We start from the raw sequence: 22,347 nt of genomic DNA, 5'->3' as shown, positions 1-22,347 counted from the left end.
AAGTTTTGTGTCGAATAAAAAGTGGAACATCAAATTATTATTAAGTAGGCGAGATCTTTGAACATATTTGACGATTTACTCCTTAATATCCTTGTGTTAACCGTCCCCATTGTTTTAACTCACATCTTTTGGCTCGAAAAACCCGGCTCATTAGACAATTATGATAAGTACCGTCAGGTATTTCTCCTATTCATCTGCTCATTAGCCGCCATTTTTTGCATGACCCATCCTTTTTTTAAACCCATAGGCAATCATTTCGATCTTCATATTATTCCCGTACTCATAGCTTTCCTATATGGCGGCATACGCTCAGGACTAGCGGTTTCTGGATTCATACTCGCCTATGTGTACATCATGAATGGCCCGAATTTCGTGTGGATCGTCACCTTATTAGCTCTTCTCGTCCCCTTCATCCTGGCTTTCATTGCACTAAGCAATTGGAAGCACCTAACCCCCAAAGTGATGTTTCCCACCCTGCTTGCTTTCATCAGTGCTCTAGCAACTTTCTGCATCACTCTGCTTTATAGAGTCGGTTCTTTTGTCGCGGTAGATCGTACTTTTTTGGTATACGGTATCTTGTATTGTCTCGTTCACTTATTTACGATGTGGCTGCTCACGTATTTAATTGCCCGAATCCGCGAAAATATCACATTGCGCCAAGAAATCCAGCGCTCTGAGAAGCTGAATGTCCTTAGTGAATTGGCAGCTTCTGTCGCCCATGAAATTCGCAACCCTATGACGGTAGCCAGGGGATTTATGCAACTCCTCAGTCAATCTCAAGTCACTGAAGAGAAGAAACATGTCTACACATCCATGGTCATCGAAGAAATTGACCGCGCCCAAAGCATCATTACCGACTACTTGTCTTTTGCCAAACCCGAGGCTGAGAAACTTGAACCGCTGAACCTATCTGACTTGTCGTCCAAATTAAGCAATCTGATTCTTCCATATGCGGCTATACGCGGGGTTGATATTCAAATCGACTTGAAATCCCCCCTGGTCATTCAAGCTAATGAAGAGAAAATTATGCAATGCCTGCTCAACTTAACAAAAAACGGTATTGAGGCTATGACGAACGGAGGAGCATTACAAATCATAGGCTTCAAAAAGGGCTCCAACGTTATCCTCCAAATTACAGATACTGGCGTCGGTATGACAGCTGAACAGATCAATCGACTTGGAACCCCTTTTTATTCCACCAAAAATAAAAGCACTGGTCTCAGCATGATGGTCTCTTACCGGATCATCCGCACCTTCGGAGGACTCATTGAAGTAACGAGCGAGCCCAATCAAGGCACCTGCTTTACGATCTCACTACCTGCTGTTTGATTCACTTGCCAGAATATCCATGATCCCTTTGAATAAAGGTATGGCCTTGTTGCTTTCGGCTGGGTCCGTGTTCTTGATAACAACGGATACCGCATACTTGGGAGAAGCTGCTGGGCCATATCCGATAAACCACTGGTTCACCTTTTCCTGTTTGCCAACCATCGTTTGTGCCGTACCGGATTTCCCTGCGAGCTGCCACTTCGCATCCTTCAACCCTTGGCCTGTCCCTTCGGTCACGACTTCTCTCATCCAGCTCAAAAGCGTTCGGCTGGTCGAGGCAGACACGTACCCTTCTTTGTCCTTTAATGTTTGCGGTTCAAACTTCTCCATCACGCGATCGGTTTGGTAGCGGATTTCTTGGACCACTCTTGGCGAATAGCCTTTTCCATTGTGCAGCAAAGTTACAATCATATTAGACGCCTGCAAAGGGGTCATCATGACGTCTCTTTGACCGATGGCTGTCTGCATAAGCACCCCCTCATCATCATGCGGGGTATGGGCGCCAAAGAGCTGTCCAGTCTCCTCGCTGTCTAATTGATGGAGAAGGATCTTCGTATCTGTTTTCCCTGTCCAACCGACCTCATCAAGCACGCCAAGCTTATGCGCGAAGCTTTCTAGTTGAGCAGCAGTTAAGCGCTGCATGACTTTGGCAAACACGATGTTGCAAGACTGTGCGAACCCTTGCTCCAAGGTTAAGGGCCCATGTCCCTCTTTCCTCCAGCATGTAAAACCGTACTTGCCAAGAGCTCCTTCACAAGTGAAAGTCTCTTTGGGATTAACTACACCTAAATCTAGAGCAGCGGCTGCCACAATGGTTTTGAAAATAGAGCCGGGAGCCGTCGCCTTAAGCGCATAGTTGCTCCAGCTATTACTGGCAAGATCCACGGACGTGGGATCATAGTTGGGCCTGCTCGCCATGGCGACGATGTCCCCTTGTTCGACTTCCTGAACGACGGCTGCTCCATCGCGTATTTTCAGTTTATCCATCAATGTCTCGATTTGCTGCTGCACGCTTACATCAAGAGTCGTAACTAACTTAACAGGATAAAAAGCATTATTCGGCGCAATCATACGCGCATCCAGTCCCGTCAGAGGCCTTTTCCCAGCATCCATAAAATAAGAGATTGATGTCTCTCCGATGCCGCGAAGCCAGAGATCGAACGTCTTCTCAAGGCCTGCTCCGCCAATCTTCGATGTCAGTGCGACCTTGCCTTTCTCCAAATCCGCGCCGTATAGGTTCATCACGCGATCCGGATTTTGCCCGATGAAGCCAATCAGCTGCCGCGCAGTCATCCCGCTCGGGTAGCGATCCTCCATCTGCACCACCTTCACATTCGGCAAATTAAGTGCTTCAATCTGATCTTCCTGTTCATCTGTTAATTCGACCGGCTTGCCCCCGCCAGCAGCGCTCCACACTTGCGGCTCTTTTAGATCTTTGGTGAATACGCGCCAAGACTCCGCATTCGTCTTCAAAATCTGAACAAGCTGTTTCACTTGCAGCGGCTTTGCTTGCAGTTCGCTATGAATGGGAAACACAACCAGGGACTTCACAATCTTCCCTGTCATCGGTTGCAGATCGCGATCCAGGATTTCTCCTCTTCCGCTTTCCAGCACAAGTGCGCGCTGCCTTTGAACGACTGAGTTTTTAAGCAAATTAACACCGTGTGAGCTGTAGTTTTCCGTTGCTGCGATCTGTATCCAGAATAGCTTACCCGCTATACCAATAAACAGGAGTACGATGGTTAGGAGAATAATAAAAATACGACGTTTTTCAAGTGAAGATAACTGTTTGACCCTCATACACCTAACTCCTTACGATGTCATTCATCATAATCTCAGATGTATTCAGTATCGTCATTCCTGCACGTAGACAAACCGTCCATACACCCTCTCTGAAACAAAAAAAAGCCCACCCTCTTAAACAGAGAGTGGACTTCGAACTGTATACGACTAGACTTCGAATTTGGATAGGGTGTCTGTAAGTGATTTGGAAAGCAGATCCAGTTTATCCGACAATTTCACTAATCCATCGCTAATGCTGAGCTGCTCAGAGCTCAAGGAAGCAACTTCCTCTGAAGTAGCAAGAGATTCCTCCGCTACCGCACTTACATTCGTCATGGCATCCGAAAGAACGACCTGCGATTGTTCCAATGTTGAGATCGAATCGCTCACTGTGCTCAATTGCTCAATGAAACCGCCCATATGGTTCGTTACTTGTTTGAAAATAATATCGGCTTCTTTCACCGCTAGAATCTGTTCTTTGAAAATCGGCGTAGCTGTTGAAAGCACTTTGACCGTCTCATCGATTTCTTTCTGGATCGTTTCTGTAATTTGACCTACGACATCAATCGATTGACGGGATTGGTCAGCCAGCTTCCGAATCTCATCCGCAACAACCATGAAGCCTTTGCCCGCAGCTCCGGCACGTGCAGCTTCAATTGTCGCATTCAAGGACAAAATATTCGTTTGCTTCGTCATATTATTCAAAACATCCAAGATTTTGCGAATCGAACGCGTGCTGTCTTTCAAGTTGTCGACTTTATCAACCATTGAACGAATCATTTCTTCCGTCAAATTCGTCTTCGAAATGAGCTCGGACATGTATTTCGTTCCTTGCTCACTGGAGCTCTGCACATCTGCTGCAGCTGTCCCCATCTCCAGGTTTGCTTCGATAACCTGCTTCATCTGAATACCGATATGATGCGTCAGCTCATTTCCTCGTTCGGACTCCGTCGCCAAGCCTCCGGCACCATTGGAGATTTCATCCGTAGCTACAGCAATTTCTCTAGCCGCAGTAGCAGTCACCTTGGAGGAATTCGTCAACTCTTGCGCTGTTTCAAAAACAGCTTGAGCAGAGGTACTAGTTTGTTGGACCAACGTGGTAATCTGCTGCATCATAACATCGAAACTTGCGCCCAACTGACCAATTTCATCCTGTGTTGTATAGTTTGCACGCACCGTTAACTTACCTTTGGCGCCTTGCTGCATCAAGTTGCGAAGATTAATCAGCGGTCGTCCAATCATTCTGGCAACGAATAATCCGATTAATACGGCCGCAATAGCCGCAAATAAAGCGATTAGAAGCGTGAGGTTGAAGATTTTCTTAGCATCTTTTACAAGTGAGCTAACCGGGATATCCCCAACTAGATTCCAACCTGATAAAGATGATTTGTAGTAGGCTACCAAATGATCGTCTTTCGTTACAAAAGAGCCATGTTCTTCATCCCTTTGCTCTTTCGTTAATTGAATGGCTGCATCTTTTTCGAGCTCTGCAGTTTCTGCAACTGCAACGTTCTTATTCTCTGCATTCGTAATAACGACCTTACTGTCATCTCCTAAAGACATACCCGTAATTTCTTTATTCAAGAGATCAGTGCTAAGTTCCAACATTAACACGGCAGTCGTGCTGTTCGTAAGCGTATTTCTCATAAGACGGCCAATGGCAAATGTATTCGTGGAAGAGCTGGAATATCCTTTGACTTTACTATCCAACCACGCTACTTTTCCCCCATTCTCCACAATCTTCTTAAACCAATCGCTCGTTCCGGAATTTTCACTTAACGTACTTCCACCGGAACCAGTAATGACAATAAGCTTGCCGTCTGGCCGATAAAGATGAAGCGTTTTAATTGACTTGTTAGCGAAGGTCACCACATTTAATTTATCCGTTAATTGGCGAATAACCTCCAGCGATTCGTACGAAGCAGGATCTAATGTAGGAACTTTCTCAAGAAGGTCCTGCAGCTCTTTGTTCAGCATAATTTGTAAAGATGTGTCTTCAAAGGTCTGATAAAGGAAATCCAACTTTTGACCTGCTTGTGTGACGGTTTGCAAGGAGGATTCTGCGACTTTGTTCTTAATGACACTTTTGGACACGCTGTAAGAAATCATCCCTACGATGAGAACGAAGAACAAAATGCTGATAAAAAACATTAAAAACAGCTTCATGCCTACGGATTTCACTGGATTTTCCAATTTAACCTGCCTCATTTCTTTAAAAGCGACTGTGCCCATTTCCTTGGATGTCTTGCCTGCCGCCCCCGCCATACGACCCCATGGAACATTTCGGATTGTTTGAGCGACAGCTTTGTTTACAAATGCGAGAATACTTTGGAGTCTCTTCTTCATCTTCTTCACCGCCATTAGTTTCTGTTCATTGTCCCCCGTACTTTCGTCCTAAAATGAAAAGGGTTACAACTCGTGTTTTTTATTCATTTCGACAACATGTAACAATTTCCTTTAATATTCGCTCTAAAAGAAAATAAAAAAAAGAAACTTTCTCCAATATAACCCAGTCTGGAGAAAGCTTCCATGGTACTATTTTCCTGTTTTCTTACGCATCATATCCCATTTTTTAACAGGTAATTCCGTTTTAAGTTTAATCACTTGAAGTGGATGCCTTGCTGCATCCAGCTCCTGCCCCTCTTCATTCCAGATCACGCCAACCTTTTGTTTAAATTGCGTTCCTTCTGGTCCGAAGAATTCAATTTCCTGCCCTGGCTTGAAATGATTTCTTTGCTGAATTAACGCGGTCCCCGTTGCCTCGTCATAGGACAGTACTAGACCGACAAAATCAAAACCAACTACTTTATCCTCTGGCTCGAAAATGTGATCTTCAGGGCCTGGAGCCTCGTAGAAGAAGCCCTCATTCAAAGGTCGATTGGCCGCTTTATGGATCTCCTCCTGCCAAACAGGATTGAGCTGGAAATGTTCCGGATCCTCAAAATAAGCATCAATCGCTTGACGGTAGGCATTAACAACCGTCGCCACATAATGAATACTCTTCATTCTTCCTTCAATTTTGAAGCTGTCTACACCGGACTCAATCATATCGGCAATATGTTCGATCATGCTGAGATCCTTCGATCCCATCGTAAAGGCATCATCTTCATCCCCAAACAAAGGCAAATCCGTCGCAAGTGGCGCTGATTCAGGCTGATCTTTGGCAAACAGATCATATTTCCAACGGCATGATTGCGAGCAGCCTCCGCGATTGGAGTCGCGATCCGTAAAATGATTGGAAAGCACACATCTGCCGGAGTACGAGCTGCACATCGCGCCATGAATGAAAGCTTCAATCTCGACATCGACATGAGCTTTAATCTGATCAATTTCCTCCATGCTCACTTCGCGGGCCAGAACCACACGTTCAATGCCTTGATCTTTCCAGAACTTCACGGTTTGCCAGTTCATCACTGACTGCTGCGTGCTCACATGAACTTCCAGCTTAGGCGCCACTCTTCGGCACGTTTCCATAATCAGCGGATCTGCTGCAATAATGGCTGAGATGCCTACCTCTTGCAGTCCCCGTAAATACTCATCCAGCCCTTCAATGTCCTCGTTGTGCGCATAAATGTTCGTTGCAACGAACACTTTGGCCCCGTACCCGTTCGCAAACTCAACCGCTTCACGCATTTCCTCGAGCGAAAAGTTGTCTGCGCTAGAGCGGAGACCATATTTCTGTCCGCCAATATATACCGCATCAGCACCGTAGTGGATGGCGAATTTCAATTTTTCCAAATTGCCCGCAGGGGCAAGTAATTCCGGCTTATGCAGTCTAACACGCTTCCCTCTCGCTCGTGCTTCTAATGCTGTCGTCATCTCGAAAACGCACCTTCTTCCATCTATCAATATACCTGTTCTTTATAGAAAAACCCGAAAGACAACTCACGCTCTGGGTCTTGCAATTCTGTTATAGCATCCAGCCACTCTTGCTGGAACTCAAATGCTTCAGGATCAGCGGCATAAGCGTCAATGACAGCACGATAGCTACGAACAACCGTTTCGTTATACGCAGTTGATTTCAAAAGACCTTCGATTTTGAAGCTATCAATCCCGCCATCCATAAGCTCAGGCAAATTTTCTAGCATGCAAAAATCCTCAGAACTCATGATGTGCGTGCCGTTACCATCCTCATACACAGGATAACGCTGATCGCGGCGTTCATGCTCAATTAGGAACAGTCCGCGTTCAATGGAGCGATCCTCTGTGGATGCATCTTTCCCTTGGTGTTCGATATAATTTTTCACTAACTCTCGCTTTGAGTGATAAATATTCGTGATACCGTGTACTTGAACTTCAACGGCTAGCTCCGTGTTCTCTTTAAAAGCCAATACCTGTTCCATATTCAGCTCTCTAGCCAGCACAACCCGGGTTGCCCCCTGTCTGCCCCAATAATTCGCTGTCGCGAAATTGGTTGAAGTCATCTCGGCATTCCAATGCAGCGCAAGCGGCTTTGGCAACGTACGAGCAGCCATGAGGACTGCGGGATCACCGAAAATAACGCCATCCACGTTATATGCTTGCAGCTTGCTTAAATACTCTGACAGCCCCTCCAAGGAGCCATTGTCAAAAATTTTGTTCACAGACACATACACCTTCGCCTGTTTCTCATGAGCCCAAGCTACTGATTCTCTTATCTCCTCCAGCTTCACGTCTCCAGGCAGACGCATAGCATAGCGCTCTTCCCCAATAATCACACTGTCTGCGCCGACTTCAATCATTCTTTTCAATTCAGCGACTGTGCCGCAGCTTATTACTAACTCTGGTTTTTTCACTTGCTTACCCTACCTTCTGTCAGCTTCCTAACGTGGTATTAATTCGCGGCCTTTTTACTATCCGCAATATTTTTTTTGTGCTCCTCAAATGTCTCCGCGAACAAATGCCCTTTGGTTCCGTCCTTCTTCGTTACATAAAACAAATACTTCGTTTCTTGCGGATAAATCGCAGCCTTCATCGAGGCAAGACTCGGACTGGCAATTGGCCCCGGAGGCAGCCCAGTATTTAAGTACGTATTATAAGGGCTTTGTATTTGCAAATCCTTTTCCAACAACCGCTCCTTGGACTTATCAAATAAATATTGCACCGTAGCATCAATTTGCAGAGGCATATTCTTATTCAACCTATTTTGGATAACGCCGGAAACAAGAGCCCTTTCTTCGTCCTGAACAACTTCTCGCTCAATTAAAGATGCTATAGTCAGCATCTGATGGACGCTAAGTCCGCGCTCCTTGAGCTTGTCCTTCCAGTCTGGCGGCAGCGTGGCAAGCATTTTGTCCAGTTGCTGCAGTGTTCGCTCAATAAACTCCTGTTCCGTTGAACCCTTTTTAAACTCATAGGTTTCCGGGAACAAATACCCTTCAAGCCGATGCTTCAGATTCTTGTTGTCCGGAATGCCGCTCGCGGCGTTCTCTTCTGTCAGGCCTGCAGGCGCATCTGCCAGCTTCAGAAAAACATCTTTGTTCCACGGCGTCTGTTCACTTAATTTAGAAGCAATTTGATCAACGGTGTACCCTTCAGGAATCGTTATACGAATAACCTCTTCCTTAACGGTATCCCCTTTATTCAGCTTTTCTATCATCTCTTCGAATGTTAAACCGGGCTTCATCTCATATTCACCAGCTTGAAACCTGGAGCCCTGCTTTTTTACTTTTAAATAATACGTAAAAACGGATGAATTCTTAATAAGTCCCTTTGTTTCAAGCTCCTTAGCGATTTGTACAGATCCGGCGCCTTGGGGAATGGATACCCTCACTGCTTCTTCAGAAGCTGCAACTGGCTGCAGTGCATTCACAATATATAATCCAATACCGCTTGCTGTCCCGATAATAATGAGCAGAAACAGACCCACAATTAGAAGAGTTAGCTTCAGTTTCTTTCGTTTCGTCGTACTCCCTGCATTCTCTTGATCAAGCATGTTGTTCACGATGATCCTCCTAAACGTTTTGCAGCAGCAGAACTCTGCTATCGCAAGTCTCCAAGCAAACAAAAACGAGCGGATGCGCTCCGCTCGGTTGTTTACTTCTTACAAGTCATCCTGATTTGGAAATACCATCTCGTCGTAGAGTTCCGAAACCGTTTCGTATTCGTCGTCATCTTCGATGGTTTCCAGCTCGTATTCGCCGTCCACATTCTGCGTCACTCGGAAAACAGCAACCTCGTCTTCCTTCTTGAGTTCATCGGATTGCAAAACAGCATACGTTCTATTGTCATAAACGAATTCTTTAAGAAGATGATACACCGTTGATTCATTTTGCTCATCAAACAAAATAATATCATCCCCGTAAGCTTTACGCAATACGTCAGAAAGCGTCGTACTCATGCTTCTTCTTCCTCATCGAATTCTGCCATTAATGTGTTAAATGTTTCTTCCACGATATTCCACTCTTCTTCATCATCAATGGTGAACAGCTTCAAATCTTCGCCGTCATCATCTTCTTCATAACGGAATGCATACACTTCGTCGGATTCTTCGTCTCCTCCGTCAGTAGGCACTACCATCATGTACTTCTTGTCAGAACCGTCCACTTCGAATTTCATGATAACCTCGAACTCTTCTTCGTTGCCTTCATCGTCCGGGATGTAAATGATTTCTGGTTCCTCTTCACGCAATTCTTCTTTGGACATGTTCATTCACCTCTTCATATTGGCATCCATATACCCTTGCAGGATGATCTGCGCGGCCATTTTATCAATGACCTGCTTCCGTTTCTTCCGGCTCACATCTGCTTCAAGCAGTGTGCGAGTGGCCGCAACGGTCGTTAAGCGCTCATCCCACAAGTGTACAGGTACACTTAATTTTTGTTCTAATTCTTTCGAGAACTGGATGGCCAATTCGCCACGAGGACCAATCGTGTTGTTCATATTTTTGGGTAAGCCAACGATAATTTGCGTGACACCATACTGCTCGACAATAGCTGCCAGCCGGTCAATGTCTTCTCCTGGCTTACGACGATGTATAACCTCGAGCGCTTGCGCGGTCCATCCTAGTTCATCGCTCATCGCTACACCAATCGTTTTATCCCCGTAATCCAAGCCTATCCATCTCATGCGGTTCTCATTTCCTTCTATTTGTGTTGACCCAGATAAGCACGAACCAACTCTTCAATCAGTTCGTCGCGTTCCCGTTTACGAATGAGGCTACGCGCATTATTATGCCGTGGAATATAAGCAGGATCTCCGGAAAGCAAGTACCCGACAATCTGGTTGATCGGATTATACCCTTTTTCCTGAAGAGCATCGTAAACCGCTAATAACACATCTTTGGGCGATGTCTCAATCTCTTCTGCTTTCACGTTGAATTTCATCGTTTTATCCATGGAACTCATCAGGAGCACCTCACTTTCCTTGTGATACCATTTGTAAATATTTGAAAACTGTTCCGTGTATACTGGTTTATATTCTCTATGGGTTTAAAAATTCCTGTCCCCCAAAAAAATAATTATGCAAATTGTGACAGAAGTCCCTCAACGCCGGAAAGTGCAGCTTGCAACTTGGAAGCGTCTTTACCGCCTGCTTGCGCCATATCTGGTCGGCCGCCACCACTACCGCCAACTGCTGTAGCTACTTCTTTAATAATTTTGCCGGCATGGAAGCCTTTCGCTACAAGATCCGGTGTAACAGCTGCAACCAAATTGACTTTGTCGTCAGCCACTGCACCTAGAACGATAACAGCGGAGCCTAATTTTGACTTCATTTCATCGACAATGTTACGAAGGGAATCCATATCTGCTGCGTTTACTTGGGCAGCCAGCATTGAAACGCCAGCTACTTGCTTCACTTGATCCGTTAGCGATCCCGCTTCAATACGGCCCAGCTTGCCGCGCAGCGATTCGTTTTCACGTGCCAGCTCCTTCACTTGCTGCAGAGCCGCTTCTACACGTTTAGGAACGTCCTGAACGTTCGTCTTGAGCATGCCTGCTGCTTCTTTCAACAATTGCAGCTGCTCGTCAAGGTAAACGTATGCGCTGCGGCCAGAAACAGCTTCGATCCGACGTACGCCAGATCCGATGCCGGACTCGCTTACGATCTTGAACAGACCGATTTGACCCGTGTTCTGAACGTGACAGCCACCGCACAGCTCTAAGCTGTAATCGCCGACTTGCACGACACGCACGATATCGCCATATTTCTCGCCGAACAATGCCATAGCTCCCATCGCTTTTGCATCAGCAATTGGTTTCAATGAAATATCAACATTGATGTTATTCCAAATTTGACGGTTCACGCGCTGTTCAACATCCTGCAATTCTTCGCTGCTAATGCTGCCGAAATGCGAGAAGTCGAAGCGTAAACGATCCGGTTCTACCAGGGACCCTGCTTGGTTAACATGCGAGCCCAGCACTTCCTTCAGTGCTTTATGCAGCAAATGTGTAGCCGTATGATTCTTGATGATATCTCCACGCTCAGCAGATGCTACGATAGCTTCTACCGTGTCACCTTTGCGTAGAACACCAGACTCCACTACAACTTTGTGAACATGCTGTCCATGAGGTGCTTTAATGACATCTTCTACCTTCAGCGTAACTTGACCATTACGGATTGTTCCGAAGTCGCTCACCTGACCGCCGCTTTCTGCATAGAAAGGTGTGCGGTCCAGAATTACCTGGCAGGTCTCGCCTACACCTACGATGTCGACAAGTTCATTTTCATGCACGATTGCTTCAATAATAGCAGTAACTACCAATTCATTATAACCAACAAATTCGCTTTTAACCGTCAAATCAGACAGCGGGCCGCCTTGTACCTTCATTCCGCCTTCTTTTTGACTAGCTGCTCTTGCGCGGTCACGCTGTTCCTGCATGGAGGTGTCGAATCCTGCACGGTCAACCGTCAAACCTTTTTCCGAAGCAAAATCCTCCGTCAAATCGAACGGGAAACCATACGTATCATATAATTTAAAGGCATCTGGTCCACTGATTTGATTCGTACCCGCTTGGCGCGTCTTTTCAACCATCTCCGCAAGGATGACCAAACCATCGCTTAACGTTTCATGGAACCGCTCTTCTTCGGTACGGATGACCTTCTCGATAAACTCGCGTTTGTCTACAACCTCTGTGTAGTAAACGCCCATGATTTCAGCGACAGTAGCAACCAGTTTGTACAGGAACGGTTTATCTTGACCAAGCACTTTCCCATAACGTACAGCACGGCGCAGCAAACGGCGGATGACATAGCCACGTCCTTCATTAGAAGGAAGTACACCGTCGCCTACGGAGAAGGCAACCGTACGAATGTGGTCGGCGATTACTTTAAGCGCCACATCGTGATCATCGTTCATATGATACGTTACACCTGTAAGTTCACAGGTCTTATCGATAATCGGTTTGAACAGATCCGTGTCGAAGTTGGAGTCGACATCTTGCAGAATCGAAGCAAAGCGCTCCAGTCCTGCGCCAGTATCAATATTTTTGTTAGGAAGCGGTGTGTAACTGCCGTCCTTATTATGGTTAAATTGTGTAAATACAAGGTTCCATACTTCCAGGAAGCGCTCGTTTTCTCCGCCTGGCCAGCACTCTGGATCGGATAAATCGCCATATTTGTCGCCACGGTCATAGAAAATTTCCGTACACGGACCACATGGGCCTTCTCCGATGTCCCAGAAATTATCTTCTTTGAGCTTGTAGATTCGCTCTTCCGGGATACCGATTTGGTTATGCCAAATCTCAAAAGCTTCTTCATCATCTTCGTGCACAGTAACGGAAATACGATTCGGATCAAAGCCGATCCACTGTGGATCCGTCAAAAATTCCCATGCCCATGGAATGACTTCTTTCTTAAAGTAATCTCCGATAGAGAAGTTCCCTAACATTTCGAAGAAGGTATGGTGACGGCGCGTTTTCCCGACATTCTCAATGTCGTTCGTACGAATACATTTCTGAGCATTGGTAATACGCGGATTCTCAGGGATTTCCCGTCCGTCCAAATAAGGCTTTAAAGGCGCAATACCGGCGTTAATCCACAGCAAAGACGGATCATTATGCGGAACAAGCGAAGAGCTGGGCTCTACTTTATGCCCTTTACTTGCGAAGAACTGCAACCACTTGGAACGAATTTCACTTGCCTTCATCTCTCTCAAGCCTCCATATTTAAAATGTTTGAAAACAAACAAAAAACGCCCCTGTAACATACAGGGACGAATCATCGCGGTACCACCCTGGTTATTGCGTTTCCCTCCCACCTAGCGTGCGGTAGAGGAAATCAAGCAATCTCCTTGTGCGGATCTGTAACGGGTCCATCCGGTGGAGTTCATCCACACTCCGAAATTAGCGTTCAGCCATCCTAGCACCGAGAGGTTCTTCCAGCCGGATTCGCGATAAAAGCTGCATTCCGGAACCTCATCTCTGACAGTGGACTATGACTTACTTCAATTTCATCAACGCTTTTGCAGTAGATCTAGATAAGGCAAATTATAACTTTATGCCTGAACCGTGTCAATATTCATAAATGTTCATGGAACCAGTTTGGTGTGGGCATCGTAAGTACAATATAAGATCGTCCCAACAAATTAGCGAGGAAGTGATGCTATGGATCTCTCAGCACTTACATTGTTAGGGTTAATTACACCTGTTTTTGTACTCGTGATCTATATCATGGCCAAAACACTAATTAAGAAGGAGATTCCGGATAGCCGTTATAATCCTTTCGATTATATAACAGGTCAGTCCCGCATTGAATTTCAAGAACAAAAGCAGGAAAAAGAAGAAAAAGATGATCAAGGAGACGACAAGGACAAAGGTTTAAAAACGTAGTTGACAATCGTTCTCAATGTCGATATACTAAATTCATTGATAATGATTTTCATTATCGAACAGAGCAACATAAGAATCAACGTATAATTCATTCCGTAGCCCATTCGATGGTTTACGTACGCCACACCCTTTAATATCCTCAACCCTCGTGCAAAACCCCTGTGTACCATGATCCCGCAAGTCATGATGCACGGGGGTTTTGTGCGTCTATTTGTGCTTCTACATTGGATCAGCTAAGTCGTAGGCCTATGAACATAATGCAAGAAGACGTGCTGAATAATTACTTTCATGACCGCGAAGAAGGGTACCGCTAATATTAATCCGACTATACCCGCTACTTCCCCACCTACCAATAAGGCAAAGATAATCATCAACGGATGCATATGCAGCTTTTTACCCACCACCTGCGGCGAAATGACATTCCCCTCAAGGATTTGGACGGTTAGGTTCACGAGCGCGACGAACAGCACCATTTTTAGCGAAATCGTTGAAGCCATAATGATCGCTGGCGCGGCTCCAAAAAACGGCCCAAGGTAGGGAATGATATTGAAAACCGCCACAACGCTAGCGAGCAAGAGCGCGTACGGCATATCAATGAGCCAATACCCCAAATAGGCGAGCCCTCCAATAATGACACAAACCAGCAGCTGTCCACGAATATAATTCCCAAGCGCAGTATCGATATCGATGAGAAGCTTCACTGTTTTCTTACGATGATCCTTCGGTACGATAGCAAGCGCCGTCTTCTCTATGATTTGAAAGTCCTTCATCATATAAAAGGCAACGAACGGCACGATAAATGCGACAAACAACATGCTGATCGTGCTTCCAATTTGATTCATGTAGTTCGATATGGCCATGGAAATGCTATTTTCCAACTTCGTCAATGAGTGATTAAAGCCTGTTCGCACACTGTCAGGCAGCAGCCGATTTTGGTTGAAACCATCCACAATGGATTGCGCGCGAATTTCCATCTGCGGCATGTGCTCATTCAACTCCGCGACTTGAGTCATAAATACGGGGGTCATATTCATGATAATGACAGTGAGAGATGAAATAAAGACACAATAAATCAGCAGTACGGCAATCGTTCTCGGCACTTTGCGCTGGTTCAGCATGTTCACTATCGGGTTCAATATGTAGGAAATAATCACCGCGATGAAAAATGGCGCTAATATCGCTTTCAAAAAAGCAAATAAGCTTAGCAAAATAGGTTTAATAAGCAGCAGCATATACACACATGCCAGTGCCAGAAGCAGGTACACCAACCCTACAAACCATCGATTTCTCCAAAAACGATCCATCCCGTTCACCTCAGTGATTCTAAATATGTCTACGCTCATACAGTATATGTACATGCTGGTCAAATTAACCTTGTGGCCAAAAACAAAGAAACGCTACTTATCAAGCACAGATTGTGCCGAAAAGTAACGTCTCTCGTTTGCTATTATGATTAATTCGCATGTTCTTCGATCAATGGCATTTCTTCTTCAAAAAATAAATCATCCAGAGAACTTAGCGTACCGTCTTCCTCTACTTGATACACGGACATTTTCTCTCCGTTGACGCTGAGTTCGATAAAGCAACCCCAGCAATAAAATTGATGGGAACCGATCTTTCCAATATCTTTGGAATTACAGTTTGGACAACGCATCTTGCTCACCCTATTCTTCTTTGGATACGAAGAGTTCTTCTACTTCCTGAGAGCAATGTACAGGCACTATAATGGCATCTTCACCTTTGGTTGCCGAATCCGGCATGGGAAGCCATTTACGCCCTTCCTTTAAATCAGAAATAAACCCTTCGGACAATTCATAACCTACTATTTGTTTACCCCAATCTTGGGTTAAATAAACATCTTCTACCACGCCTAATTTGTCTCCGCCGACTGTAACGACTGGAAGACCTTTAATTGGGTGGCTTCCTTCCAGAAAAGCATAGCATTCATCTGCCTGCTCAAACTCGACTATGACATTTGCGTTCGGTATGGTAACGGCATCTTCGCCTGCAGCGACAACTCCATCCCACGGTACGTACCGTAAGGAGGAAAACCACATCTTTGCTTCTAGAATAATGCCTCGTATGTTCCATTCAGGGTCAATCATCAAATCTTTCACTTGGCCAATTTGTTTACCGGAATCTACCGTCAGAACGGGAAGTCCGATCAAATCATGCGCTCTGCGCAAGGTGTTTTCCTCCTAGAACCACCCGGTACTAATTATTACGCAGCCGTTTGATAATGGTTGCAATTTTCTGGGCAGCTGTTTCAATTTGATCTTTAGAATTCCCCATTCCAAAGCTAAATCGAACGGCAGAGGCTGTAACATTTTCTGGGAGTTTCATCGCTTGTAGAACGTGAGACACTTCAAGTGAACCTGATGTGCAGGCAGAACCGCTGGCTGCAGCCACATCTTCAAGGTCAAGATTCATAAGCAGCGTCTCTGTGGATACGCCAGGAAAGCTGATGTTCAGAATATGCGGAACTTGTTGTTCGGCATGTCCATTTATCGTAAATTGATCACGGCCTAGTTGCTTCTCCAAGCTAGTAATCATGCACTGCCTAAGCTCTACAGCTTGCTCATAAAGAGCATCCGTCATAGGGAGAATCATCTCAATTGCCTTGGCAAACCCTGCTATGGCAGCTACATTCTCTGTTCCCGCGCGGCGCTTTCTTTCTTGTGCGCCACCATACACATGAGGAACCAACTTCGTGTTCTTGGACACATACAATGCGCCCACACCATTAGGACCATATATTTTATGTGCAGATAAGCTTAGCAAATCAACCGGCAATTCATGTAAATTCAGCGGTAATTTACCTAAAGCTTGAACGGCATCAACATGAAAAGGAATGTTTCGACTTTGTGCTAACCGACCTACTTCTACAATCGGTTGAATCGTGCCTATTTCATTATTCACATACATGATAGAGATGAGAGCCGTATCGGGACGAATAGCCGACTCCACATCTTCGACTTGAATAAGACCAGTCGGACCTACTGGAAGGTAAGTGACCTCGTAACCGAGGTCCTCCAGCCGCTCACAGGGATGCAGAACGGCATGGTGCTCAATCTCTGTCGTAATGATATGTTTCTTGCCATTATTGTTCGCATGGATGATCCCAAAGATCGCCATATTGTTGCTCTCAGTCCCGCCGCTCGTATAAATAAGCTCGCCAGGCAGACAGCCAAGTGACTTCGCCATAGCGTCACGAAACCGGTTAAGTGCGGTTCTCGTCGCTCTACCGAAGCTATGCGTGCTGGAAGGATTGCCAAAATAGGCTGTATAAAAAGGAAGCATAGCTTCCATAACGTCGGGATGCACCGGCGTGGTCGCCGCGTGATCAAGATAAATAGGGTTCATAAATCACCTTTAAATATAAAACATGTAGTTGTCGTGCTGGCCTGCGTCTTCAAAAGAGATCAGGTTCGCAAGCGTTGTAGAATCAAGCACTTCCGCAATGCTGTCGCGGATACGAATCCATAAGTCGCGCTTCGCCGGATCATCTTCCTCCGTAAAGTCGACAGGACTAATAGGCCCTTCCAACACGCGAATCACTTCACCAGCTGTTACTTGATCAGCAGCTTTGGAGAGAATATATCCACCGTACGCTCCACGAATGCTTTTGACCAATCCCGCGTTACGCAAAGGAGCAACAAGCTGCTCGAGATAATGCTCGGAGAGCTGATGCTTTTCGGCAATACTTTTGAGCGAAGTCGGGCCTTCACCAACTCGATTGGCCAGCTCCATCATGATCGTTAAACCATAGCGGCCTTTTGTGGAAATTTTCAAAATTACACCTCATTCAACATTTATGCCATCAAGGGGGCTAATTGATATTACGAGAAATTGTGAGTTGTTTACCTTATGCTTTGTCTACGTTCAGACATCATGCTCGTCCCTATCTAGGTAAACAGCGTTTCCATTTTTAACAAAAACATTCCTAAACATCCGTATATCGTATCTATGTTATCATAATTCCTTGTTCTGTGGGGGAAAAACAATGACATTCTCATGAAATATTTTAATTTTTAACTAGAGAGATGTATAATAGTAAGAGTTTCGAGGATAAACGACTTCGCCGTCCTTTTTGGACGAGCGCGTTTGTCAAGGTAGAGCGAAGCAAAAGTAAAAAACGTACTTTCTTATCTACTAAAAAAGTCTCACAGGATGGAAAAGAGGAACACAAGCCATGAATAAAAAAACACGTGTCATTCTGGGTATGTCCGGGGGTGTCGATTCTTCTGTGGCCGCACTGCTCTTGAAAGAGCAAGGTTATGAGGTCATCGGCATTTTCATGAAAAACTGGGACGATACAGATGAGTTTGGCCATTGCACAGCCGAAGAAGATGCAGAGGATGTCCGCAGAGTATGCGATCAGCTCGGCATCCCTTTTTATACAGTTAATTTTGAAAAACAGTACTACGACAAGGTATTTGCCTATTTCTTGGACGAGTACACCAAAGGTCGCACACCGAATCCGGATGTTATGTGCAATAGAGAGATCAAATTCGGCGAATTGCTCCAGAAAGTCATAGATTTAGGCGGCGATTATATCGCAACTGGCCACTATGCCCAAGTGAAAGAACAAGATGGCGAGTACGTGCTCCTGCGGGGCAATGATCCAGGCAAGGATCAAACTTACTTCCTCAACGTGCTTACACAGCAGCAGCTGTCGAAAGCGATGTTCCCGATCGGTCATCTACCGAAACCTGAGGTTCGTAAAATTGCCGAAGCAGCTGGTCTTGCAACTGCAAAGAAAAAAGACAGCACAGGTATTTGCTTCATCGGCGAACGCGATTTCAAAGAATTCCTCAGCCAGTACTTGCCTGCTAAACCCGGCAATATGGTTGATATTCGAAATGGCGAGGTAAAAGGACGTCATGACGGTCTCATGTACTATACGCTAGGCCAAAGACAAGGTCTTGGCATTGGCGGTTCAGGTTCTGGCGAACCCTGGTTTGTCTTGGATAAAAATTTGGAAACCAATGAGCTTCTGGTCGTTCAAGGGGAACAGTACCCAGGAATTTACTCTAAGGGGCTTACAGCGACAGATGTAAACTGGATCTCTCCGAAGAGACCTCAAGGCTCTTTCACCTGCACAGCCAAGTTCCGCTATCGTCAGCCTGACCAAGGTGTTGTTCTGACTTTTATGGAAGATGGAACGATTGAGGTCGTATTTGATAGCCCGCAGAAGGCTGTAACGCCTGGACAATCCGTTGTTTTCTATGACGGTGACGTTTGTTTAGGCGGCGGTGTAATTGATAAAGTTCATAAATAATATCAGGTAAAATTGATGGTTCAAGAAGGAAGGATGATCCGTTTGGTCAAAATGAATGAAGTGACTCTGCAGGCAGCTACGTACGAGGATGTTACAAAAATCGTGAAAGAGGTCGGCCTTCTGCCTCTCTCATCTTTCATACCGGATCATCCTTCACTTGAATCCATAACAACACAAGAACAATGGCATACGGGCTTAGAGACGGATCCTTGGCTTTGGCGGGATCGCCTGCCTGGTGACGGACTTGCTGCTTATGGTCGTTTTTTTGCAAAGAAACCCCTGTTAATTTCAGCGGACCTCTTCCCGTTAGTGAAAAATTTGTTGGAAGAACCTTATTCCGTGGAAGAACGTTATGAAGACGGGCAGCTTCCCAAATCAGCCGTCGAGCTGTTCCAAGCTATTGAAGCGAATGAGGGCATCGATGTCAAAGAGCTTCGGGCTGTTACTGGATTGAAAGCCAAGGAGTCCAAAAGTGAATTCGACCGTGCGCTCATTGAACTGCAAAGCAAAACGGATATTGTGATTGCGGGCATCAGCGAGCGCTTGAATGCCAATGGGACCAAAAACGGCTGGAACAGCACCTGCTACATGACCGCACTGCATTGGATGGAGCTTCACGGCCAAGCGGTGAACGCTGCCCCCACTCCTGAAGCGAAAAGCCAGTTCAGAGCCTATATTCAGGAGCGTTATAGCTCAAAAGCTGTTCAGTACCTTGGGAAGATTTTTAAGTTATAGGGATTTGGCAAACCAAACAGAGGGCCTCTTATGAGGCTCTTTTTTTGTCTCCTCAATCTGCAAAAAGTGCCCATATTTACCTCAGTGCCAGCAAGTATGCAGCCTCGCGCCTACGCCAACCATAAAGTCGAAAGGTGTGAGCGAATGAGGAAAATCTCAGCCGTGCTTCTCCTACTTGGACTAAGTTGGTGCAGCACAGCACAAGCGAGCATGGAAACAGACATCCTAGAAGCTATAGCCCATCAACCAACTCCGTCTCAAAAACCTGACCTAAGCTATGCCAAATGGAGCCGAGTCGCTTTTCATGAGGCCGGCAAAGTATACCTACTACTAGATTACAAGTATTTGGGACATTCCCGTGTAGCTCCAGGGGTGGATCAGCAGCAATTTCGCTTCTGGGTCAGACATCAAGGTGTCGAATTTCCGCTAATCGTATCCATACGGTATGATCCCGTGTCGGAAAAGCTTTTTACCATTGAAATGGAACAAGAAAGAAGAGGGAACTTACAGATCCTATAGATCTGCAGGCTTCCCTCTTCTTTTGTGCTGATTCTGCCTCATCTTATCTTCTGTTCCCTGCTCACTGGCCGCAAAGATGATTTCACGTTTAATTTCGTCCGGTAAATACTGCTGTTGCACATAATGTCCAGGATAATCATGCGGGTACATATAGCCTTTGTGCCCTAGCTTTTCCGCTCCTTTATAGTGCGTATCACGCAAATGAAGCGGCACGTCAGCAGACTTTACATGGTCCATTAACTGTTCCGCTCGAGAAATAGCGATTGGGATCGAATTCGATTTGGGACTCTCTACAGCGAATAAAATTGCCTGGGAAATGACGTACTTCGATTCCGGCCAGCCAATCTTGTGGTACGCGTCCATGGCTGTCACAGACTGCACCATGGCCTGCGGGTTGGCCAGGCCGATATCTTCGCTGCTGGCGACGATAAGCCGCCGCAGGAACGTCATAGGATCCATGCCGAGCTTCTCGACGGCATACAAGAACCAGAACAGGGCGGCATCGCTGGAGCCGCGCACGCTCTTGTGAAAGGCGGACAAAACGTCGTACTGTGTCGACTCGTCCGCTTTCACGATGGGGCGGCGTATTGACTCCTCCGCCACTTCAAGCGTGATCCGAACCGTACCATCCGGTTCGGGTGAGGTCGTTAGCGCTGCCAGCTCCAGCGCGTTCAAAGAGCGGCGGATGTCGCCAACGGCCATCTGCGCAATATGCTCCAGCGCCTCCTCGTCCACGTGGAGGTGCATGAAGCCGAGCCCCTTATCGGGATCGGCGATGGCTCTTCGCATGGCGATGAGCGCATGCTCCGCCGTGAGGGGCTCGAGCTGAAACAGCGTCGAGCGCGACAGCAGAGCCCCGTTCACATGGTGAAACGGGTTCTCTGTGGTCGCCCCGATGAAGATGAGGATGCCCTGCTCTACGGCAGGCAGCAGCGCATCCTGCCGCGAGGTGTTGAAGCGATGCACCTCGTCCAGGAACAGGATCGTCTTGCGGCCGTACATCGCTTTGTTGGTCTTAGCGAGCTCAATAATCTCTCGCACATCCTTGACCGAGGCATCGACAGCGTTCAGCTTCATGAACTCTCCCTTTGTCTTGTTCGCGATGATGTTAGCCAGGGTGGTTTTCCCTGTGCCCGGTGGACCATAGAGCAGGATAGAGCTCACCTGATCGGCTTCAATGGCTCTGCGCAGCAGCTTGCCTTTGCCGACAATCTGCTCCTGGCCGATATACTCATCCAGCGTAGTAGGTCGCATTCGGTCGGCGAGCAGCTTGCCAGTCGGTTCTTGCGATGAGGCATATGTAAACAAGTCCATATTGGTTATTCCTTTGCTTTGGGTTTAAATAGACATTTTCCATTATACCCCTCATGGAGTAGACTGTCATGTCTTGTAAGTTGATGGCTGTTTGGCATGGGCACGATTGGAAACTGTATTTTGTACAGTAAGTTTGATGCGAAAAGGATATTTCGAGATAGGTTACTGTATTTTCTACAGTAATTAATTGCAAATTGTTTGGAATCGAGAAATCTCTTTGGAATTTGCTGCATATTTTGCAGGATCTGAGCGGTTTAGGGTCGGATTACACATATTTGATGTACAAAATGCAACAAATAGTGGCGGGCGAGGTGGCGGGCGAGGTTGCGGGGTCGGGGTCGGGCTGCGGTTGCGAGTGCGATTGCAGTTCCGGTTGTGATTGCGGGGTCGGACTGCGGGTGCGGGTGCGGGGTCAGGTTAAAGGGAACTGCAGGACGTTATTTCCGCTAAATTAACTATTTCCAGCTCCTGACGGAACTACAGGGTCTTATATCCGCTCCAAGCACCGAATTTCAACAAAATCAGCGATATAGCGGACCACAGTTCCCTACAAGTGGAATAACACCAAATTCCAGCGTAAATAGCGCCCTATAGTTCCCATTATCCCTCCTACGACGCAAAAAGGGCCACCACAAAAGA

At 46.2% G+C, this 22,347-nt stretch carries 21 protein-coding genes; 5 read left to right on the top strand and 16 right to left on the bottom strand.

Features of this window, described 5'->3' with window-relative positions:
• The first annotated feature begins 219 nt into the window (after positions 1-219).
• Positions 220-1,329 (top strand): ATP-binding protein, encoded by a 1,110-nt coding sequence (locus tag AC58VC_RS25160; protein ID WP_497372461.1) that lies wholly within the window; start codon positions 220-222, stop codon positions 1,327-1,329.
• Here AC58VC_RS25160 and AC58VC_RS25155 read toward each other — a convergent pair.
• The 10 genes from AC58VC_RS25155 to alaS all read right to left on the bottom strand — a co-directional run bounded on the left by AC58VC_RS25155 (position 1,315) and on the right by alaS (position 13,177).
• A complete protein-coding gene (locus AC58VC_RS25155; protein WP_497372459.1) occupies positions 1,315-3,129 on the bottom strand; it encodes a peptidoglycan D,D-transpeptidase FtsI family protein in 1,815 nt (604 codons plus the stop codon). The genes AC58VC_RS25160 and AC58VC_RS25155 overlap by 15 nt on opposite strands.
• A 150-nt stretch (positions 3,130-3,279) precedes the next feature.
• The gene (locus AC58VC_RS25150) at positions 3,280-5,457 is read right to left on the bottom strand and encodes a methyl-accepting chemotaxis protein (RefSeq protein WP_497372457.1); all 2,178 of its coding nucleotides are present in this window, start codon (positions 5,455-5,457) and stop codon (positions 3,280-3,282) included.
• 189 nt (positions 5,458-5,646) lie between these two features.
• Positions 5,647-6,930 (bottom strand): peptidase U32 family protein, encoded by a 1,284-nt coding sequence (locus AC58VC_RS25145; protein WP_497372455.1) that lies wholly within the window; start codon positions 6,928-6,930, stop codon positions 5,647-5,649.
• A gap of 26 nt (positions 6,931-6,956) precedes the next feature.
• The gene (locus AC58VC_RS25140; RefSeq protein WP_497372454.1) at positions 6,957-7,886 is read right to left on the bottom strand and encodes a peptidase U32 family protein; all 930 of its coding nucleotides are present in this window, start codon (positions 7,884-7,886) and stop codon (positions 6,957-6,959) included.
• A gap of 38 nt (positions 7,887-7,924) precedes the next feature.
• Entirely contained in the window at positions 7,925-9,025 is a 1,101-nt protein-coding gene (mltG, locus tag AC58VC_RS25135) for an endolytic transglycosylase MltG (protein WP_497372772.1), read from the bottom strand.
• A gap of 108 nt (positions 9,026-9,133) precedes the next feature.
• On the bottom strand, positions 9,134-9,430 hold the full coding sequence (locus tag AC58VC_RS25130) for a DUF1292 domain-containing protein (protein ID WP_497372452.1): 297 nt from the start codon (positions 9,428-9,430) through the stop codon (positions 9,134-9,136).
• Complete coding sequence (locus AC58VC_RS25125) at positions 9,427-9,735, bottom strand: DUF1292 domain-containing protein (protein ID WP_056610485.1); 309 nt, start codon at positions 9,733-9,735, stop codon at positions 9,427-9,429. Before AC58VC_RS25125 ends, AC58VC_RS25130 begins: the two co-directional genes overlap by 4 nt.
• Positions 9,736-9,741: 6 nt before the next feature.
• Positions 9,742-10,158: a Holliday junction resolvase RuvX gene (gene ruvX, locus AC58VC_RS25120; protein ID WP_497372450.1), complete on the bottom strand. Its 417-nt coding sequence runs from the start codon at positions 10,156-10,158 to the stop codon at positions 9,742-9,744.
• Positions 10,159-10,175: 17 nt separating this feature from the next.
• Positions 10,176-10,436 carry an IreB family regulatory phosphoprotein gene (locus AC58VC_RS25115; RefSeq protein WP_028555746.1) on the bottom strand — a complete coding sequence of 87 codons (261 nt, stop codon included), beginning with the start codon at positions 10,434-10,436 and terminating at the stop codon, positions 10,176-10,178.
• A 113-nt stretch (positions 10,437-10,549) separates the two neighbouring features.
• On the bottom strand, positions 10,550-13,177 hold the full coding sequence (alaS, locus tag AC58VC_RS25110; protein ID WP_497372448.1) for an alanine--tRNA ligase: 2,628 nt from the start codon (positions 13,175-13,177) through the stop codon (positions 10,550-10,552).
• A 457-nt stretch (positions 13,178-13,634) separates the two neighbouring features.
• Between alaS and AC58VC_RS25105 the strand changes: the two genes are divergently transcribed.
• Positions 13,635-13,859 (top strand): DUF3951 domain-containing protein, encoded by a 225-nt coding sequence (locus tag AC58VC_RS25105; protein ID WP_497372446.1) that lies wholly within the window; start codon positions 13,635-13,637, stop codon positions 13,857-13,859.
• A 233-nt stretch (positions 13,860-14,092) separates the two neighbouring features.
• Here AC58VC_RS25105 and AC58VC_RS25100 read toward each other — a convergent pair whose 3' ends face one another.
• From AC58VC_RS25100 to cymR, 5 genes are all read right to left on the bottom strand, one after another.
• On the bottom strand, positions 14,093-15,163 hold the full coding sequence (locus AC58VC_RS25100) for an AI-2E family transporter (protein WP_497372770.1): 1,071 nt from the start codon (positions 15,161-15,163) through the stop codon (positions 14,093-14,095).
• Positions 15,164-15,312: 149 nt separating this feature from the next.
• Positions 15,313-15,513, bottom strand: coding sequence for a YrzR-like zinc ribbon domain (locus AC58VC_RS25095; RefSeq protein ID WP_477499452.1), 201 nt, complete (start codon positions 15,511-15,513; stop codon positions 15,313-15,315).
• Positions 15,514-15,523: 10 nt separating this feature from the next.
• On the bottom strand, positions 15,524-16,045 hold the full coding sequence (locus AC58VC_RS25090) for a PRC-barrel domain-containing protein (protein WP_497372444.1): 522 nt from the start codon (positions 16,043-16,045) through the stop codon (positions 15,524-15,526).
• A gap of 28 nt (positions 16,046-16,073) precedes the next feature.
• Entirely contained in the window at positions 16,074-17,222 is a 1,149-nt protein-coding gene (locus AC58VC_RS25085; RefSeq protein WP_497372442.1) for a cysteine desulfurase family protein, read from the bottom strand.
• Positions 17,223-17,231: 9 nt separating this feature from the next.
• Positions 17,232-17,651, bottom strand: a complete 420-nt coding sequence (gene cymR / locus AC58VC_RS25080) for a cysteine metabolism transcriptional regulator CymR (RefSeq protein WP_477499454.1) — start codon at positions 17,649-17,651, stop codon at positions 17,232-17,234.
• Between the two features lie 400 nt (positions 17,652-18,051).
• Here cymR and mnmA point away from each other — a divergent pair, with 400 nt between their 5' ends.
• The 3 genes from mnmA to AC58VC_RS25065 all read left to right on the top strand — a co-directional run bounded on the left by mnmA (position 18,052) and on the right by AC58VC_RS25065 (position 20,394).
• Entirely contained in the window at positions 18,052-19,140 is a 1,089-nt protein-coding gene (mnmA, locus tag AC58VC_RS25075; protein WP_497372440.1) for a tRNA 2-thiouridine(34) synthase MnmA, read from the top strand.
• A gap of 51 nt (positions 19,141-19,191) precedes the next feature.
• Positions 19,192-19,875 carry an AlkZ-related protein gene (locus AC58VC_RS25070; protein WP_497372438.1) on the top strand — a complete coding sequence of 228 codons (684 nt, stop codon included), beginning with the start codon at positions 19,192-19,194 and terminating at the stop codon, positions 19,873-19,875.
• Positions 19,876-20,019: 144 nt separating this feature from the next.
• Entirely contained in the window at positions 20,020-20,394 is a 375-nt protein-coding gene (locus AC58VC_RS25065) for a DUF3889 domain-containing protein (RefSeq protein WP_497372437.1), read from the top strand.
• Here the strand turns inward: AC58VC_RS25065 and AC58VC_RS25060 are convergent.
• Positions 20,389-21,708 (bottom strand): replication-associated recombination protein A, encoded by a 1,320-nt coding sequence (locus AC58VC_RS25060; protein WP_497372435.1) that lies wholly within the window; start codon positions 21,706-21,708, stop codon positions 20,389-20,391. The genes AC58VC_RS25065 and AC58VC_RS25060 overlap by 6 nt on opposite strands.
• Positions 21,709-22,347: the final 639 nt, after the last annotated feature.

This window comes from Paenibacillus sp. J22R67, assembly GCF_059692175.1.
This window is presented reverse-complemented; position numbering and strand designations above follow the sequence as displayed.